At 58.6% G+C, this 16,319-nt stretch carries 11 protein-coding genes; 6 read left to right on the top strand and 5 right to left on the bottom strand.

The window, feature by feature from the left end:
- Window positions 1–66 precede the first annotated feature (66 nt).
- Window positions 67–684 (top strand): flavodoxin family protein, encoded by a 618-nt coding sequence (locus tag BM216_RS26035; RefSeq protein WP_093002216.1) that lies wholly within the window; start codon window positions 67–69, stop codon window positions 682–684.
- A 321-nt stretch (window positions 685–1,005) separates the two neighbouring features.
- Here BM216_RS26035 and BM216_RS34755 read toward each other — a convergent pair whose 3' ends face one another.
- The 4 genes from BM216_RS34755 to BM216_RS26010 form a co-directional block, all read right to left on the bottom strand.
- Complete coding sequence (locus BM216_RS34755; RefSeq protein WP_244530336.1) at window positions 1,006–1,383, bottom strand: alpha/beta fold hydrolase; 378 nt, start codon at window positions 1,381–1,383, stop codon at window positions 1,006–1,008.
- A gap of 316 nt (window positions 1,384–1,699) precedes the next feature.
- Entirely contained in the window at window positions 1,700–6,589 is a 4,890-nt protein-coding gene (locus BM216_RS34750) for a response regulator (RefSeq protein ID WP_244530335.1), read from the bottom strand.
- A 671-nt stretch (window positions 6,590–7,260) separates the two neighbouring features.
- On the bottom strand, window positions 7,261–7,470 hold the full coding sequence (locus BM216_RS26015; RefSeq protein WP_143102865.1) for a hypothetical protein: 210 nt from the start codon (window positions 7,468–7,470) through the stop codon (window positions 7,261–7,263).
- A 335-nt stretch (window positions 7,471–7,805) separates the two neighbouring features.
- On the bottom strand, window positions 7,806–8,255 hold the full coding sequence (locus BM216_RS26010) for a RidA family protein (protein WP_177230918.1): 450 nt from the start codon (window positions 8,253–8,255) through the stop codon (window positions 7,806–7,808).
- Window positions 8,256–8,820: 565 nt separating this feature from the next.
- Between BM216_RS26010 and BM216_RS26005 the strand changes: the two genes are divergently transcribed.
- Window positions 8,821–9,966 carry an RHE_PE00001 family protein gene (locus BM216_RS26005; protein WP_177230917.1) on the top strand — a complete coding sequence of 382 codons (1,146 nt, stop codon included), beginning with the start codon at window positions 8,821–8,823 and terminating at the stop codon, window positions 9,964–9,966.
- A 131-nt stretch (window positions 9,967–10,097) separates the two neighbouring features.
- On the opposite strand, the gene BM216_RS26000 is transcribed toward BM216_RS26005, so the two are convergent.
- Window positions 10,098–13,355: an NERD domain-containing protein gene (locus BM216_RS26000; protein ID WP_093002119.1), complete on the bottom strand. Its 3,258-nt coding sequence runs from the start codon at window positions 13,353–13,355 to the stop codon at window positions 10,098–10,100.
- A gap of 514 nt (window positions 13,356–13,869) precedes the next feature.
- On the opposite strand from BM216_RS26000, the gene BM216_RS34485 reads away from it, so the two are divergent.
- Genes BM216_RS34485 through BM216_RS25985 form a run of 4 tightly spaced genes read left to right on the top strand, consistent with a single transcriptional unit; the run spans window position 13,870 to window position 16,200 of the window.
- Window positions 13,870–14,244 (top strand): nucleotidyltransferase family protein, encoded by a 375-nt coding sequence (locus tag BM216_RS34485; protein WP_210217072.1) that lies wholly within the window; start codon window positions 13,870–13,872, stop codon window positions 14,242–14,244.
- A complete protein-coding gene (locus BM216_RS34480; RefSeq protein ID WP_210217071.1) occupies window positions 14,234–14,626 on the top strand; it encodes a hypothetical protein in 393 nt (130 codons plus the stop codon). Before BM216_RS34485 ends, BM216_RS34480 begins: the two co-directional genes overlap by 11 nt.
- Window positions 14,623–15,348, top strand: a complete 726-nt coding sequence (locus BM216_RS25990) for a DUF6602 domain-containing protein (protein ID WP_093002118.1) — start codon at window positions 14,623–14,625, stop codon at window positions 15,346–15,348. The genes BM216_RS34480 and BM216_RS25990 overlap by 4 nt, the downstream gene beginning before the upstream one ends.
- Window positions 15,349–15,357: 9 nt before the next feature.
- Window positions 15,358–16,200: a hypothetical protein gene (locus BM216_RS25985; protein WP_093002117.1), complete on the top strand. Its 843-nt coding sequence runs from the start codon at window positions 15,358–15,360 to the stop codon at window positions 16,198–16,200.
- Window positions 16,201–16,319 lie beyond the last annotated feature (119 nt).

Raw genomic sequence — 16,319 nt, 5'->3', positions numbered from 1 at the left:
GCGGTTTCGACTCGTGCTTGGCGCCGGCGAGACCAAAGCCTGCTCAATCCACGAAAGGAAGCCCTCGTGCCACTCAAAGCCATCGCCTTCAACAGTACCCTGAAATCCTCTTCTTCCTCCGAGGCGTCGTCAACAGGAAAACTGCTTGAGCTGATCGCCGAAGAGTTCGAGAAGCACAATGTAGAAACTGAGGTCGTCCGCCTTGCCGATCATGACATAAAACCGGGCGTGACGTCTGATGAAGGGGAGGGGGATGCTTGGCCAACGATCAGGGAGAAGGTACTCGAGGCCGATATCCTCTTGGTCGGCACGCCGATCTGGCTCGGCCAGCCGTCGAGTGTCTGCAAGCGTGCTTTGGAGCGCATGGACGCGTTCCTGGAGGAGACGGACGATCAGGGGCGTATGGTGTCGTATGGGAAGGTCGCCGCCGTCGGCGTCGTCGGTAACGAGGACGGCGCTCACCATGTGTCAGCCGAGGTGTATCAGGCGCTGAACGATGTCGGTTTCACCATCCCCGCCAATGCTGTGGCCTATTGGGTCGGTGAAGCGATGGGATCGACCAATTTTGTTGATCTTGACGAGACACCGGAGGAGGTCGAGACGATGATCTCGATGCTGGCGCGCAACACAGCTCATCTTGCCGGCCTGCTGAAGCATGCTCAGTACCCCGGCGAGGAGCAGTGACCCTCGGCGTTGCGCCGGCGCGCGGCCCCTCCGTTGGCTATGGGACGTCGTCTGGCGCCTCAAGTGCTACATCGAATTCAATGGCGCGACGACATGGACCAGATCATGCCACACCGCTGGAGCTGTGTGACCCTCCACCGAGGTCGTTCACGACCCTCGCGGCCTGCTCGGCGCAGTCGACGCGCACCTGCCGGGAGATCGATTTGCCGTCTCATGAGATAAACACCGACCTGAGACAGCCATCCTCCTTGTGCTTGAACATGTCATATCCCTTCGGGCTATCCTCCAGCGAGAAACGATGGGTGACCAGCTCGGCTGGCGTCAGCTCTCCACGCTCCGTGTATTCCACGTCTCGTCATCGAAAGTCCAGGTTGGTGACCACTGTCGCCAGAGCATCTTGCACAACTCGCGCCGGTGGAGAGACAGACATTCCCGACCACGCTCGTGCTGAAACAAGTGCTGATACCACACAGCGTGTTCGAGGCTTGGCTGATAGGCATGGCGAAGACGGTCGACGTCGATGATGTCGTAGCCGGCATAGGAAACCAAACCGGACACTCGACCGGGCCACAATGCCGAAGCGACACACGAGGCCAGACCGCCCCAGTCGTATCCGGCGAGCACCGCCTCTTCTATACCAAGAGCGTCCAGCAGATCGATGATGTCCTTTCCGAGCGCCGCCTGTTGTCCGCTACGCATGGTCGAATCCGCAAGGAACCGGGTCGGGCCGAACCCGCGCAAAATAGGGGACGATGGCACGCGCTCCAGCCTCCACAAGGCGAGGCGCCACCTCGTCGTAAGCGTGAGGATCGTAAGGAAACCCATGGCTCAAAACCACAGGCCACCCCCGGATGGCCGAACTCTCGGTAGGCGATTTCCAATACCGGGGTCGTCGCTGTCTTCATGTTATCGCCTCCACATGATGCTCGACAAATTGGTGAAATCAGCCGAGACATCTATTTCCGGTGGTCACGCATGGATGAAGCGCTTTAATCCCACTTGGGCTCGGTTGGTGCTACGTCCGAGGCCCCGATTGGACTTGCTCGATTGCGGTTGCCAAGGCACCGTCATCGTAGGGCTTTGGCAACACGATTGCATCGGCGGTCAGGTCTCCGCCCTCCACGCTCGGAACGCCGGCCGCGCCTGACGCGAAAATAACGCCCAGTTTCGGCCGCCGTCTTCGGCATTCCACGGCCAGCTCCGCTCCGGACATGCCGGGAAGCCCTTGGTCGGTTAGAAGCACATCGACGGCCTCTCGTTCCAAGATCGACAGTGCTTCTTCCGCGCTGGCTGCTTCAAGGACTATATGTCCCATCGTCTCCAACATATCCGTGGTGCTCATCAGGATCAGCGGCTCATCCTCGACCACCAGTATGCGCAACGGACCCGTCTCCTGCCCGGTCGCCGGACCGTCCTGCCTGGAAGGCGTCGCATCCTCCTCGACACGGCGCGACGGATCTGGCTGACGCTTACCGAGGACATGTCGGATCTTGCTGGCCATGGCCTCACGGGTATACGGTTTGCTCAACAGCTCAATGTCTTCATCCAAACGCCCGCCGTGGACGATCGCGTTTTCGGTGTAGCCAGAGGTAAACAGGATCGCGATTTGCGGCAGCCGCTCTCGCGCTTTTCGCGCGAGTTCGGGGCTGCGCAGCGGCCCGGGCATCACCACGTCGGTGAAGAGAAGATCGATCGGGACGCCGCTTTCGATGACCGCCAGCCCGGTCTGTGCGTCGACTGCGCGCAGAACGCGGTATCCGAGGTCCGTCAGCATTTCGATCACCGTCGTGCGAACGGCCTCGTCGTCCTCGACGACCAGGATTGTCTCTGTCCCGCCGACCACCGGCCCGTTATCAATCTCCACCGCCAGATCCTCCACCTGCTTCGAGCGGGGAAGGTAGATGCGGATGGTCGTCCCTTCACCGGGCTCGCTGTAGATCTTGATGTGACCGCCCGATTGCTTGACAAGCCCCCAGACCATGCTCAAACCAAGGCCCGTACCCTTGCCCGTCGGTTTGGTCGTGAAGAAGGGCTCGAAAGCTTGTTCCATGACCTCAGGGCTCATCCCTGACCCGGTGTCCGTAACCGCCAACATGACATACTGGCCTGGCGTGACGTCGGAGTGGCGCGCGGCGTAAGCGTCGTCCAGCGAGGCATTACCGGCTTCGATGGTCAGTTTGCCGTGCCCTTCCATTGCATCCCGGGCGTTAATGGCGAGGTTGAGCAGAGCATTTTCGGCTTGGCCCGGATCGATCAGCGTGTTCCAGAGACCGCCAGAGACGATCGTCTCGATTTCGATGGCTTCGCCAAGCGCCCGGCGCAACATGTCATCAAGGCCACGGATCAGGCGTCCAAGGTTGACGACCTTCGGCTCCAACGGCTGCCGGCGTCCAAAGGCGAGAAGTTGAGAGGCGAGTTTCGACCCTCGGCTCACGCCTGCGAGGGCATTTTCCAGGCGCCGCTGTGCTTTCTCGTGGCCAAGCAAATCCTTTGAGAGCAGCTGAAGGTTTCCGCCGATCACCTGCAGCAGGTTGTTGAAGTCGTGAGCGACACCGCCGGTCAGATTTCCTACCGCCTCAAGCTTCTGTGATTGGCGAAGTTGCTCTTCGGCGTTCCGCAACGTTTCGGCCTGTTGTTTGGCGACCGTAACATCCCGCGCGACACAATAGAGCAAGTTGCCCTCGGGGACCGCTGTCCAGGACAGCCATCTATAGGTCCCGTCTTTACAGCGGAAACGGTTTTCGAAGTAAGGCGTCACGCCGCCTCCGGCGAGATGCTCGATTTCGAGCCGCGTCTTTTCTTGGTCGTCCGGGTGCTCGAGCCATTCAGACGTCTTTCCGACGATTTCCTCCTGCGGCCAGCCGAGGGTCGTCGTCCAGGCCGGGTTGATGCTGAGCCATACGCCGTTTCGGTCGGCGACACCCAGTAAATCATGACTGAGGTTCCACGTCCGGTCACGTTCCTGCGTGCGCTCGGCGACGGTCGCTTCGAGGTTTTCGTTCAGATGCGAAAGCCGTGCCTCGCTTCGTCGCAGCGCTTCTTCGGTTTTGGTGCGCTCGGCAATTTCCCGTTGGGCGGCCCGATAGAGGCGGGCATTGTCGATGGCAATCGCCGCTTGGGCAGCGATGCCTGACAAAAGCCTTTCGGCGCGGTCCGTGAAAATACCGGGCTGTGAGTGCCCGAAGAACAGGCCGCCAAGCACTTCGCCGGTCCGTGAGATCACCGGAGCCGCCAGATAGCTGCACACCGGCAAGTGCCCCTTGGGCATGCCGTGGTGGGGCGCGCTCTTGCCGTAACGGGGATCCTTCGTGATATCGTCGACCCGCACGATGCCCTCGCCGGCGAAGGTCGGGCCAAACACGGCAGTGTTTCGCGGCATGGGAAAAGAGGAAAACGCTTCGCGCGGCACGCCCGACAGCGTGTAAAGCATGTAGCTTTCGCCCTTCTCGTCGAAGACGTTGTAGAAAAACGATCCGAACTCAGCCCCGGTTAGTTCGGTCGCAGCGTCGGTAACCGCCTGGACGGCCCGATCAAGATCAAGCTCACCGGCAATGACGCTGCCAACCCGGTTCAACGTTTCGAGCGAGCGGGCCTCTTCGCGCAGACGCTCGCCCATCTCACGCCTGACTCGCGCCATTGCAAGGGTCGCTGCCACCCGCGCCGTCAACTCACGCGCCGAAAACGGCTTGACTAAATAATCCTCAGCGCCCGCATTTAGACCTTCCACGCTTGCTTCTTCACCGGCGCGTGCCGAAAGAATAATGACCGGCAGCTCGGCCAGTCCGGGATCCTGTCGGATCGCCTGGATCAGCCCAAAACCGTCGAGCCGCGGCATCATGACATCCGAGAGGACGAGATCTGGCCGACGGCTCCGGATCGCCTCCAGTGCCGCAAGTCCGTCGCTCACGGTTTCCACGTCATATTCAGGGCTCAGCAAGCGGCTGACGTATTCCCGCATGTCCGCATTGTCATCAGCAAGAACGATACGGAGCCGACCACCGGCACTCGGCCCCAAGAACGGCGCAGACTCTAGCGCCACCGCCACCGATTGCTCTTGCGGATCGTCGGGAAGCCAGCGCATGGCCTCGTCAAAGAATGCACCTGCCTGGACCGCCGTCGATGCTAATGCGCGGCCCGCCGGAATCCGATCCTGGGGAAGATGCTCGGCGCCCTTTGGCATCCTGACCGTGAACTTGGTTCCTCGACCCTCTTCACTTTCGACTTCGATGGCTCCGCCGTGCAGCTTGACTAGTTCCTGCACGAGTGCGAGGCCAATCCCGCTGCCCTCGAAGCTGCGTCCCTTGGCGCCGTCGACGCGGTGGAAGCGCTCGAAGAGACGCGGCAACTCCCCGGCAGGGATACCGGTTCCCGTGTCCTCGACGGACAACACAGCCTCGTCGGCGTCATAGATCAATCCGACGCGGATCTCGCCATCGAACGTGAACTTGAACGCATTGGAGAGCAGGTTGAGGACGATCTTCTCCCACATGTCGCGGTCGACGAAGACGCGATCCTGCGAGGGAGCGCAATCGACCACGAGTCTTAGGCCGGCCTTTTCGGTCAGCGACCGGAAGTTGCTCGCAAGATCCCCTGTGACGGCGCTCAGATCAAGGGGCTCGAAGCTTGCCTGTGCACGTCCCGCCTCGATCCGGGCAAAGTCCAGAAGCGAGTTGACGAGTTTCAGCAGCCGCATCCCGTTGCGATGCACGACTTCCAGTCGCGTCTGAGCCTCCGGCTCGCGAGCGCGCACGTCCGCCAGTTCCTCTTCAAGGGGTCCGAGCATCAAGGTGAGCGGCGTGCGAAACTCGTGGCTGACATTGGAGAAGAACGTCGTCTTCGCCCTGTCGAGTTCAGCCAAAGCCTCGGCGCGCCGGCGCTCTTCTTCATAGGCCTGCGCATTGGCGATCGACCCGGCGATCTGTCCCGCGACGAGTTGCAGGAAGCTGCGATAGTCGTCGTCGAACAGCCGGTAGGGGTTCAGGCCGACGACCAATGCGCCCGATCGGCCCGTTTCGCCGGTCGGCATAATGGGAACCACCGCTGCAGATTGCGGCGGGATTCGCCATCCTCCGGTCGGAAGTTGGTGTTTTGATATTGTGGGGAGGTCTTCGACAAGCACCGGTCGCTGGCTATAAAGTGCCTCCGCAATCGGAATGATCGAGGCTCCGCCAATACGGATGGCTGCCGGAAAGCCCGAAGCCTCAATTTCGATGCCGCAGGACGCGACCAGTTCGGCGACATGTGTATCCGCATCGGTCATGTAGAGGAGGGCGAAGGGCACATCATAGGCGTTGACGGAAAGTGCCGCCGCTCCGCGCTCGCAGGCAATGCGCCAGCTGCGGGCATCGGACGCGGTCGTCGCCAGCTCCCGGAGAAGGGCAAGCTGCCGTTCGCTGACGACGCGCTGGGTATCGTCGGTGTTGGCGCAAATAATGCCACCTGGTGTGCCGTCGTCGTCAGGGATCGGTGTGTAGGAAAATGTGTAGTAGGTCTCCTCCGGGTAGCCGTTGCGCTCCATGATCAGTAACTGCTCTTCGACGTAAGTCCCCTCATGGCCACCCATTGCCGTCGCGAGCATCGGTCCGATATCGTCCCAAATCTCGCGCCAGACCTCTGCCGTCGGTTTTCCGAGGGCCCAAGGATGCTTGCCGCCGATGATCGACTTGTAAGAGTCATTATAGAAGTAGGTCAGCTCCTCGCCCCACCCGATCCAGATCGGTTGGCGGGAGAGCAACATGATGCGAACCGCCGTCTTCAGGCTCTGCGGCCAATCTTGCGGTGGACCGAGCGCGGTTGCCGCCCAGTCGTGCGCGCGCAACAACGCACCCATTTCCCCGCCACCAGACAAAAAATCGAGTCCAGCCGCGCTGTCAGGCTCGGTCAGGGTGTCTGGGGCTTCGTTCAATTCGGGCTCCTTATAGTCCGCACATGATCATCGGGCCCGTTAGAGGTAGCTTTTTGCGATGGCAGGAAAAGAGGGCGGCGACGAAAATCTCGTGACTGTGCCCTTTCAGTGATAGCGGTGAGAGGGAAGGAAATGGGGCGACGTCACCGTCTCAGGCTCCTTGTCACAGGCACGGTCATTGTCGGAGAATGTGCGGCATGTGGATTTGGCTTATTCTGTCGTCTCCGGATCCGACCAACTTGTCTTGTCGATCGCAGTGTTGCTGCTGCCTTCGAAGATCCCGAAGCGCTACCTTCGAGGGGTGCGATCGGCCGCGCATTGATGTCGCTCATGCTCTGGATAGTGTCTTGTGCGTCGGGATGCTACGTCCAATGGCTCGCGTCCTCGCGAGCGTATTGCTCCGGCGTCCCACCGTAATTCTGATATTCGCGCCAGTATGCCCGAACTACGTCGGCGGCGTATCTTCCCGGGTCGCGGCCGAACGGAAGCCTCCTAGTTTTGAACGCCGTCATAATAATGGCTTTGGTGAAGTGGCGTGCGAATTCCTCTTCTGTCATGCTGCCGAATATGGGGCCTGCCGTAAACGCTATCTAGCGGAAGTTTGAAGCCCGGACCCTGTTTGCAAGCAATCGCCAGGCTCCGGCGGAGCTGGGGCCAAAACGTGATTGCCCCTAGCTTCGGCCGGACTCGGCATGCGGCTTCATCGCGATCTGCATGATGTAGTCATCTGCCGCATCCGCAACCGCTGTAGCGGCTTGCATGCGCGTCCAACCATTCTCAACGAGTTGGTCTATGACTTCGATCACGGCGACCTGTACTTCGAATTGTTTCTCTTGTGGTAGACCGGCAAGCAATCCAGACGGCCCATGTGCTGATCCCACTGCCTACTCCTTCGGTAGTCTATAGCTAGGCTGACACTGTGACGACCGCGCGGTTCAAGGTGAGTAGTTACAGAGTGGTCATCTCAATGTCAGCAGCATGGGGTAACGCCCGCCGCTATAGCGCGACAATCTGGATGAGACGCGGCATTACCTTACTAGAAATGTTCCCTGATTATTGGATTGCCGTTATGCACGCCGCCCCGGTTCATGTCGTGAAACTTTCGACAATGAAGCGCTGCAGAATGGATTTCTTGCGAGAGCTTGGAGACGGGCCCGAGCTCAGCGCAACGTTGCATTGGGACGCTCGGAGGACCCGCGTCAAGCAATTGCTGTCATCAAGACAGAGGTACTTGGAACCTGTCGTATGGGATAACAGCGATAACGGTTAGTTCGACCAGCAATCCCGGATCGACAAGCGAAGAAACTCTGACTCCTGTCACAGCAGGTCCAGCATCGGTCGCAAAGCGCGCTCGCCTTACTTCTTGTATGGCATCAAGGTCATTGTCTCGCACGTAATACATCGTAGTCGAAACAACGTCTGCGATTGTCCCACCCAGTCCTGCGAGGACTTTCTCTATATTATTGATTGCAGCGCACGTCTGTTTTTCCGCATTGCCTTGCCCGACGATTTCGCAGTCTTTTGTCCAAGCCACTTGACCCGTAAGATGCACGCGCCTTCCATCGGGCTCAACCACCGCTTGGCTCATCGGAAAGTTGTCGTCACTCCATACGCCTTCAATGCTGTTTATTCTGTGTCCGAGCATCTGGAAGTTTCCCATAATCATTGTCACAGTCCACAGCATCATCCAAGTTTAGCCTGTCCTGCAAGATCAGAATGTTGGCTTTGTCCGTTCCGGAAGGACAACGAAGAGGAAACAACTTCGCACAATCTACTTCAATTGTCGCGCAACCGGGATTTGCTCGATGTGCTAGCCGCGCTTTTGCAGCATTGCAAAGGCAGTCAAAGCATCTGTTCTGCTTACAAGCAGCTCGGCACTCCTCACGATGAGCCCCGGCAGTAGTAGCCCATTGGCAATCCCCAGGCCAGCAGCCGATAGAGGCTGTTGACCCGCCCCCTTAGTTCGTCAGGGATTATTTTTTGCCGCGTCGAGACCGTATTCCAGACCACCCCGCGGAATTCAAACAGCGCGAGTACCACTGCAGCGAATAGATAGTCGGGGCCAGGGCAATAACAGCGAGGACCGGGGCGGACGAGAATGCACCCATTGAGAGACGGCGCCCTTCACTTCCGATAAGGGATTGTTATCGATGGTTAGATGCCCAACCCACAATCATACCATGTGAGGAACTTCAATATTTAGATAGAGTTCCTTTAACAAATCATATACCATGATTTCAATGGGTTACGATGTCGCGAAAATCAGCATGACAGCCTTGTTGGAGCCGGCATTTCGGGCCGGTGTCGAACTTGCGCGTCTGGACGAGCGCAGCGCCCGTTCGCCGGTCGGCGCCGGCTTCCTTGAGCGCCAGAATTTCGCCGACGCCTGTGCCTCGCTGTGGATCGATGGCGAACTGGTCCATCTCGAGGACCTCGTCCTCCATGACGCGACCCGCGATATCCGCACACCCACCCATGAACTCACCATCGCTCGTGACGTGCTCCGCACCCGTCGGCGCATATCTGGGCAGTCGCCGGATTGGGCGTTGTCCGCAGAGGATATCCGAACTTTGCGACAGCCGTCGGACATCCATACGGTCGGCGCCGAGGCGGCGGAGCCAGCGGGCGTCGTCCGACTTGCGGCGGCCATCGATCCGGAAGGGGAGGGGAACGATGGTGGCGACGGCAAAGATCTGCCAGGCGTTGATTACGCCGCCATCGATGCTCTGCTAGCGCGCTCAGATGCGGCGATCGAACAAGCCAGGAAGCCCGGACGGACTGCGGCAGATACTCGGGAACGAGACCCTCTCGTCTATGATCTCGATTGGGACGAGGATTCCAGACTGGACGAATGGCGCGGCGTCTTGCGTCGGGCCGAACACCTGCCGGCGGTGCTGCAGGCGATCGTCGCCCTCGATGCCTGGAACGAGCTATCGGTGCTGCAGCACGCGCCCTGGCTCGGCCGGCTGTTTTGCGCCTCGATCCTGCGCCACGCCGGCATCACGTCAGGCGCACATCTGACCGCCATCAATCTCGGCCTGAAAACTATTCCCGTCGATCGGCGCCGGCATCGTGACCGGGAGACCCGGTTGCTGGCTATCGCCCACGGATTTTTGGCGGCCGCCGAGATCGGCATGAAAGAACACGACCGGCTAACACTGGCGAAAACGATGATGGACCGAAAACTGGAGGGGCGCCGGACGTCTTCAAAATTGCCGGAGCTGGTCGAGCTGGTGATGGCAAAACCTTTGGTGTCGGCCGGGATGGTGGCGAAGACGCTCGATGTGACGCCGCAGGCGGCGCGGCGGATCGTTTTGGAACTCGGCCTTCGGGAGATGACGGGCAGGGGGAGGTTTCGGGCGTGGGGGATCTTGTAGGCCTGAACTGCTTATAGGGGTTCAAACCCGGGCGAGTGTCCGCGCAGCCAGTGGCGCCTTAGCCTGCGGTAGGAAACGCCCTTGGTGTTGATGCACGATGTGGGCCGTGTCGTGTATAGCATGGGTCAAACCTAGCAGCGCATTTCGATCTGGCGAATGGCAGCAGTCGCCGATCGCGCGAAGTCTGGTTGATTGAGGAGAATTCGCAGCATTCCCAAATCGCTCCTGTCGCCAAACTCCCCGACGAGGCTGACTGCCCATGCTGTGGCGCGCTCATTTTTGTGACCGTGACTGTCTAATGCGGGCGTGCCCAGAAGCAGGAACTGCCGCGCAATTTTCAGTAATTCCCCATGAAAGAGTCGGGAAATTTCTACCGATCCATAGCTTTTTGACTCAGACATCGGCGAGCGCTGCTCAAGCCCCTCCAGGATGACGTCATGCAGACAACTAATAACGATCGGAGCAGGTTTAAGTAGCAACGCTTCCCAGGCAGCAGCTGCAGCAGATAAGGCAGTCTCCGAACGAATTTCAGCATACCTTACGATGTCACGGAGGTGTACGAAACATCGCTGGCGATCGTCATCCGTGGGCGTTTCAGGCAATTCGACTCCGTGTCTCGCTAGAAACCTCGTCGCTAGAACAAAAACCGCGATTTCGTCCTGCCAGTGCGGGTTTATTTCCGGATAGCGCGCATAGCGAACGAACAGTGGCGCATCCGAAGGGTCATCTTCATCTGCCACCGCGGTCGCCAGCCATTTGAGCGACAGGGAGTGACGAACGCTATCAGCCCGAAAAGCACGGGTTACCAACCGCTTCTTCTCAATATCCGAAAGGCCGTTGACCTCCTCGCAATATATGCCGTCGAAGGGGTGGTCGAACTGGGCAACGTAGATCGACAACGCCTGCTCGAAAGTATCTTCATCGTCTTCGCCGTTCAGCGCGGCGCAAAGCTGGTCTCTTATCCCTTCCCGCGCCTCCTCCGCCTCCTCGTCAAGAGCGCCCAAAAGCTTCAGCGCCTCAATGATGCTGGTGCTTATAAATAAGTGAAAATCATTCGGCTCGAGTTGCTGGAGCGCTTCGGTCAGTGTGGCAAGCGCCGCGTCCGAGGCGCGGCGCACAAACCCTGCCGCGTGCAGAATGACAAGCTGCACATGATATGGCTCGCGCCGGAACCTTGCCGTAATCACCTCAGCGAGTTCCTCGCAGAACGACGATTCATGTCCGGCATATAAGGAGTGCCTATGTTCAACGACGAAATGCAGTTCGCCTGATGTCAAATCGATCAAATGTTTGGAGCGCATAATGTCGCTTTGTCCAACGTCCTCCCAAAACGATTGTGCAGCTCCAACCATCAGCCGAAAACTCGATTTCCAACCGGAATATAGGCCGAGATACGCAAGTCCGAAGCTCGCGCTTCGAAGCCCGACATTGTACCGTCGGGCATCTTCGTCCAACCGTCTGCGCTCAGAGAGAAGCCGAGCATCCATAGCGCGGCATAGCTTCAGATACTCCTCGACCATAACGCCGTATTTCGCAGCAACGCCCAAACCGCAGAACCGTGCGATCTCTTCTTTGCTGTAGTCCGGCAGTTGCTCCCACTCGACACTGACCTTGTCCTCGCTCACGCGAAGCGCCAAACGCAGGTTTTCGATGTCAAAAAGTATCTGGGATGCCGCTTGCGCTAGAATTCTTCGGGATGCCGACCTGGCTATCGGGCCGGATTCGCCCATAGCGCACTTTGCTAAAATATCAGCGTTCGTCAGGGAGCCCAGGATTTCACAGGCTGTTGTCTCGTCGTCGACTGCCGCCAAAACATCCGATGCCAGGGCTTCGGCAAAGGCGGTATTCAGTGTTTGCGACACTCCACCTGTTCCCGAACGAGCAAGCTGCGCGTAGACCTGCGCGGCGCAGCCAAACAGGAACATCTCGTGAAAGAAAGAAATGCGGCCGGCGCGGCGTTCAAGCAGGCCGGATGAGAGCATTGTCTCGCACTGTTCATCGCCAAGACCATTCGCGATCATAATATCGTCGAAAACCGTCTCGGTCATCGAATAAGAGAACTGCCCAAAGAGCTGAAGGGCAAAGGATCTCAGACCGGCATAGCAGGTTCTCGCTTTCTCTCCCAAGCGTTTGCGGATGATCTGATCAACAAGACTGCTTCTTGTCGCGTCAGCGCCAAGCTCTCCTTGAAGTTCGGCTACCATTCTCGCCTCAAGGCCGCTTCGCACCCCTGCGAGAACCTTCAGCGCCTCAGCAGACAGAGAGGATGCTACTACGGACGTCGCGATCTTATTCTTCAGGTCGTCATCCGGTTCACCCACCGCGATCAGTGCCAGCCCTTCGAGAATAGCCGGCCTTTTGCCCTGGCTGGTAACGACCAGTTGCGCTCCGTATCTTCTGGCGAGGATTTTCAATCCGCGAAGCGTTTTTTCGAAGATGGCGCCGGGTAGCTCGTTTATGCCGTCAAGGAAGATGCACGCGCGCGCAGACGTCTGCCGGACAGCTTTCAGCAACGAGGTCAGGGGGATATCCGCCACGAGTGCAATTTCGGTTTTTAGGGCATCGGCAAGCGATTCCGAAATGTCTTTTGCCTGCACAAACAGGACCACCGCACCATCCCGCGAGAGATGTACCGCGGCCGCCTTCGCCATCAGGGTCTTGCCGCATCCTGAAGGGCCTGTGACGAATGCTCCCGCACTTCCCCCAACCAATGCAGACGCAATGGCATCACGTTGCTGATCGCTGGCGGCGATCCAGCCATCGGCCTGCGGCTGATAGTCCCTGACGAGAGCTTCTCTATACCGCCCCATGAGTTCGGCCGGCGCATTGTCCAATGCCTCGATCAAAGGCACTCGCCTGAGGCGCTGACGTTCAGCCCATTGCCTCCACTCCTCAAGAGACCAGGGATTGCCCTCCTCCCGAGAAAGAGCTGCAAGAAAGTCCGCCAAACCGCCAACATGCACCTTGAAGTTTCCAGGCGTGAGATCGGACCTCTCAGGAATGTCGTCGCTGAAAACGACATGTGCTTCTGGATGAAATCTTTCCGGCAAGCGCCCCATGGCATCACGAAGGATGTTCTTCCGCTGGAGAGCCTGCTTGTAGCCATTGGTGACGGTTGCCCAGCCGCCATCGGCCGTCGCGTACTCCCACATGCCCTCCATATTTCCACGCACAGGAAAGGCACTTGATTTGACCTCGGTAACGACAACGCGGGCAGCTGTGACGACAACGAAGTCGAACTGCCGGCCTGAAAGCTCGAAATTGGCGAACACCAGAAGTGGCTGTTTGTGTTCGTTGGAGAATTTACTCAAAGCTCTGAGAAGCTTTACTTCTGAGCGGTGCGCGATTGGGTCGCCTATAAAAACGTCCAAATATTCATCGTGACTCATGCGACTTATTCTAGCAAAGTTTTAGCTGACACGCACCAACGCCGATCTGGACGGGCGAGCGTGGGAAGCTCCCGCCCTGGCGCCACGGACGGACCTGAATCGTGGGCCTGCATACCATCCGTAATATCGGCGGCGTAAGAATTTATCCGGCAACGCTGGGCGGTGTATTCGGCGCATTCATCGATCGCAGGCGGCTTTTGGGGCTGGCAAACGAGGGCTCGTCTTTTCGCCATCAAGACCTTTGAAAGCTATGGTCTTCGGAAATGTCCCGAAATTTGCAATGGATCTGTCCAATGACTTCGCGTCGTCCATTTCGGCCGTGCGTCAAGTTCTGCGATGTCCCAAACGCAGTAATACAGCTCATACCGCCTAATTTTGGACGACGGGCGTGGAACGGTCCACGTTTCTCACTGCCTGTCCTGATCTGAAATCGGCCACGAAAAGGCTTCTTGCGAGATAGTGTGTAAAATGTGACGTTACACTCGCCCATTCTTCAAGGAACTGACCCACACGCATGAGCGACGCCTATTTGCAGGGAATATTGGCCCGCGAGGCCGTCGATACCGGGCCATATTCGCCGGTGCGGGGTGTTCAGGGGATTCTGGCGCCGCTGGTTGGCGAGTGGGCGAAAGGCAACCTGATTTCGATTAGCCCGAGTGGATCATTTTCCAAGGGAACAGCCAACCACAGCGGCACGGATATCGACCTGTTCATCTCGCTGTCGGAGAACACGCCTGATACGCTCCAGGAGATATACGACAAGCTGTTCGCCAAGCTCGCAGGGGCGGGATACGCGCCGAAAACGACAGAACGTTTCCATAAACATCAGGGTCGGCGGCTACGACGTGGACCTGGTCCCGGCCAAGCGGCAGAACGCCTTGTCGAATGATCACAGCCTTTATCGGCGCAAGGCCAGCACCTGGACCAAAACCAACGTCCAGACGCATATCACGACTGTCTGGGCGGGCGCCCGGCAGCAGGAGTCGCGCCTCATCAAGCTGTGGCGAGACCAGAAAGGGCTGGATTTTCCGTCATTCTACATTGAGCTGGCCGTCATCGTGGCGCTGAGCAATACGAATTACCCGACCTTGAGCGATCGGATCGTCGCGTGCCTCACCTATCTGCGCGACACATTTGCGAATGCGCGGTTTGTCGATCCGGCCAACACCAACAACGTGATTTCGGACGCTCTGACGGCTGCGGAAAAACAGAGGATCAGCGCTGCCGCGGGGCAGGCGCTTAATGGTAGTTGGGAGCAGTTTGTCACATGAGTGGGTGGTCGCTGCAGGAATTACTGGCCGGGCTGCACGACAAGGTGCAGGAGGACCTGAACCGGGCGCGCAAGTCGTTCGCCCATTCGGGCACGAAAGGCGACGCCAGCGAAGCCGTTTGGGTCGATTTGCTGAATACCTATTTGCCGAAGCGGTATCAGGTAGACACCGCCCATATCGTGGACAATCACGGCACGTTCAGTCAGCAGATCGACGTCGTCATTTACGACCGGCAATACACGCCGCTGATTTTCGAGATGCACGGCATCAAAATCATTCCGGCCGAAAGCGTCTATGCCGTATTTGAGGCCAAGCAGGCGCTGAACGCGACTTATGTGGGATATGCCCGCGACAAGGCGGCGAGCGTCCGTAAGCTCGACCGCACCAGCCTGGCGGTGACGTGGCTCGGCGGGAAGTCGGAACCGAAGAAGCCGCACTGGATTCTCGGTGGCATCCTGACGTTCGAAAGCGAGTGGAGCCCGCCGATGGGCAAAACCATGACGGACCTGCTCGACAGCGCACCGGATGAAAGTCTGCTCGATATCGGCTGCGTGGCGGCGCACGGCTGGTTCGGCCGCAACGCCGACGGCGTTACCGCGGTGACGCTCAACGGCAAGTCCGTCACCGGCTTTCTGTTGGAGCTGATCGCCCAGCTGCAGGAGATCGGAACCGTACCGATGATCGACGTGCGGGCTTATGCTCGCTGGCTGGCGGAAGACTAGGAGCGTTTGATGCTTAAATTTGACCCTGCATGGCGGTTTTCCAGCCCTGGACCGGCGCCGGCGACCCTGTCGCGCGCATTCTATGATTTCATCGAAAAAATCGGCTTTCAGGGAAATACCTGGGGGATCGTCGAACGCTTTAAGGAAGCGTTCGGCGGTTCGGGGAACAGCAGCAGCCTTAGCTGGGCGTGGTCCGATATGGATAGCGCAATGCGCCGGGCGGAAGAGAACGCGCCACTGTTCATCGAGGCGTTTTATACGGTCTGCATGGAGTGCGCTGATGACGGCCTGGGCGTGCCCGACGTGGCGATGATCAATCGCGTACTTGCGGAACACGGCGCGGGCTATCGGATCGAACCGCCCCATCTGGTCGCCACAAACCCGCTGGCCCCACCGATTTCCGTGCCCGACGCCGCACCTTCCCTCGACGCGCAGGCGCGGGAGCTGATTGAAGCATCGCTCGAGGAGTCGAACCGGCTCCTCGGAGAAGGGAAAAGCCGCCAGGCGGTTTCTGAAATCCTCTGGCTTCTTGAGTCGGTCGCGACCGTGTTCCGGGGCACCGGTACGAGTGATGGAACGGTTCAGGGGAAATATTTCAACAAGATCATTGGCGAAATGAGATCCGGCAATCGCGGAACGGCTCAAGAGCAGATCCTTGACTGGATGACGAAATTGCACGGCTATCTGTCCTCGCCAACCGGCGGCGGCGTACGTCACGGTATGGATCTCAAGGCCGGGGTCGCCATCCAGCAGAATGAGGCGCGGCTGTATTGCAATCTGATCCGGAGCTACATCACCTATCTCATCGAGGAACACGAGCGTCTTCAGAAGATGAGAACCACTGCAGCGTGAAGCGGCGCGAGTGCATCGCTTCGAATCGGTCGAATTAGGATTGGAACAGGGCGTATTTTCCGTTCCGATTGGTGTTTCGGCATGTTACGACCGCTTTGTGGTAGAAAAAATGTCGCTTA

Origin of the sequence: Rhizobium sp. NFR07 (assembly GCF_900111905.1) — a bacterium.
GTDB lineage: Bacteria > Pseudomonadota > Alphaproteobacteria > Rhizobiales > Rhizobiaceae > Neorhizobium.
The sequence above is the reverse complement of the archived record's forward strand: the minus strand, read 5'-3'. Positions and strand labels throughout refer to the sequence as shown.

Coding starts and splice junctions, on each gene's coding strand:
- BM216_RS34755 (WP_244530336.1), bottom strand. CDS start 1,383: ATGCGTAGCGGACAACAGGCGGCGCTCGGAAAGGACATCATCGATCTG.
- BM216_RS26010 (WP_177230918.1), bottom strand. CDS start 8,255: ATGATTATGGGAAACTTCCAGATGCTCGGACACAGAATAAACAGCATT.
- BM216_RS26005 (WP_177230917.1), top strand. CDS start 8,821: ATGATTTCAATGGGTTACGATGTCGCGAAAATCAGCATGACAGCCTTG.
- BM216_RS26000 (WP_093002119.1), bottom strand. CDS start 13,355: ATGAGTCACGATGAATATTTGGACGTTTTTATAGGCGACCCAATCGCG.
- BM216_RS34485 (WP_210217072.1), top strand. CDS start 13,870: ATGAGCGACGCCTATTTGCAGGGAATATTGGCCCGCGAGGCCGTCGAT.
- BM216_RS25990 (WP_093002118.1), top strand. CDS start 14,623: ATGAGTGGGTGGTCGCTGCAGGAATTACTGGCCGGGCTGCACGACAAG.
- BM216_RS25985 (WP_093002117.1), top strand. CDS start 15,358: ATGCTTAAATTTGACCCTGCATGGCGGTTTTCCAGCCCTGGACCGGCG.